Origin of the sequence: Phaeobacter sp. JH204B (genome assembly GCF_048055755.1) — a bacterium.
GTDB classification, from domain to species: domain Bacteria; phylum Pseudomonadota; class Alphaproteobacteria; order Rhodobacterales; family Rhodobacteraceae; genus Phaeobacter; species Phaeobacter bryozoorum.
This window is the reverse complement of the sequence record NZ_JAYMXF010000006.1, coordinates 1-1,060: the sequence shown is the minus strand read 5'-3', so window position 1 is coordinate 1,060 and position 1,060 is coordinate 1. Positions and strand designations below refer to the sequence as shown.

Here is a 1,060-nt window from a genome sequence, read left to right as displayed (position 1 = left end):
AATCCAGAATATCCCATCAAGAACAAGCCGGTGGTTGGTTGGTTTGCGTCCGTTCGGGGCACGGGCAGAAAGGATGAAACGCTCAAAGAACACCCATTCTTCGTCCGACATAAGGTCTCGTGCCAAGCTGGTCTCCATCGCAGATACCAACTTGAATCACGTTCAGCGCTGCCTGTGAATCCCTTTTGTCAACACGGCCTAGTCGAGGACAGGGTTGACCTGATTTTGGAGCCACACTGCGAAGAAGTTAACGTTACCGTAGGGGATGACTCCGCCCTTGCACGCATATAGGGAGTGCAAAAATGTAACCGATTCTACATGACCAAATACACTCAATTCGTGTTGGAGCGTCTGAAGATGGGCTACTCAATGAATAACCAAGATACATAAACGGAGTGTTTGGCATGGCCATAGTTAGCCTCTTAAAGTTGCCTTCAGCCCTATCACTAATCTGCATCATAATGAGTTGTGAAGATAATATTAATTCCAAACACTCAGTGCTTTCATGCAGCGATAAAGACCCATCACAGTTGGTTGATGTTTACGACAGGAAACGACTGCAATCGCTAGCTTTGTTTGATAATTCCTACCTTTATGTTTCCGGATGTGTTTCCAAAGAGGGTTCTAGTAAAGTCGCCACCATTCAAAGCAGAACGCACCAAGGGGATTATATTGCAGAGATGGAATTGATTGGAGAGATGTCACCGGTGCAAGTGGAATATGACAACTTGCCAGAGGTTGTCACGGGGTATTTCGAAAAATTGGTCTCACAGTGTCGTGTGAGCTACAAGAATACGCCGCGTCGATTTTTTGGTAACTCCCTTCATTTGCCGCAGGGGACTGACGAACCGATTACCGACGGAAGTTTTGTAGGTTGCGAGCAATATGTGAAAAATAGATCAATAGCATTTACGCAAGATACCCAAGAAATCAACTCCATATATGTTTTTATTTTCGATAGAATAATCGACATTCAGATGAAAGAAGTCAAGCAATGAGTAGCATTAAAGTTGTCGACCCAAAAATCAACGCAGAGACGGTTATTTTTTCGAAATCTGGT

General features: G+C 44.2%; 1 protein-coding gene and 1 pseudogene. One reads left to right on the top strand and one right to left on the bottom strand.

Annotation, left to right across the window (positions count from 1 at the left end; translation table 11 throughout):
• Nucleotides 1-138: pseudogene (locus VXL81_RS02225) on the bottom strand (IS5/IS1182 family transposase); the annotation flags it as partial.
• A 266-nt stretch (nucleotides 139-404) separates the two neighbouring features.
• Here VXL81_RS02225 and VXL81_RS02220 point away from each other — a divergent pair.
• Nucleotides 405-998: a hypothetical protein gene (locus tag VXL81_RS02220; protein ID WP_416534511.1), complete on the top strand. Its 594-nt coding sequence runs from the start codon at nucleotides 405-407 to the stop codon at nucleotides 996-998.
• The last annotated feature ends 62 nt before the right edge of the window (nucleotides 999-1,060 follow it).

What these genes read in the sequence shown, in the direction of transcription:
- VXL81_RS02220 (WP_416534511.1), top strand. Translation starts at nt 405, where the DNA reads ATGGCCATAGTTAGCCTCTTAAAGTTGCCTTCAGCCCTATCACTAATC.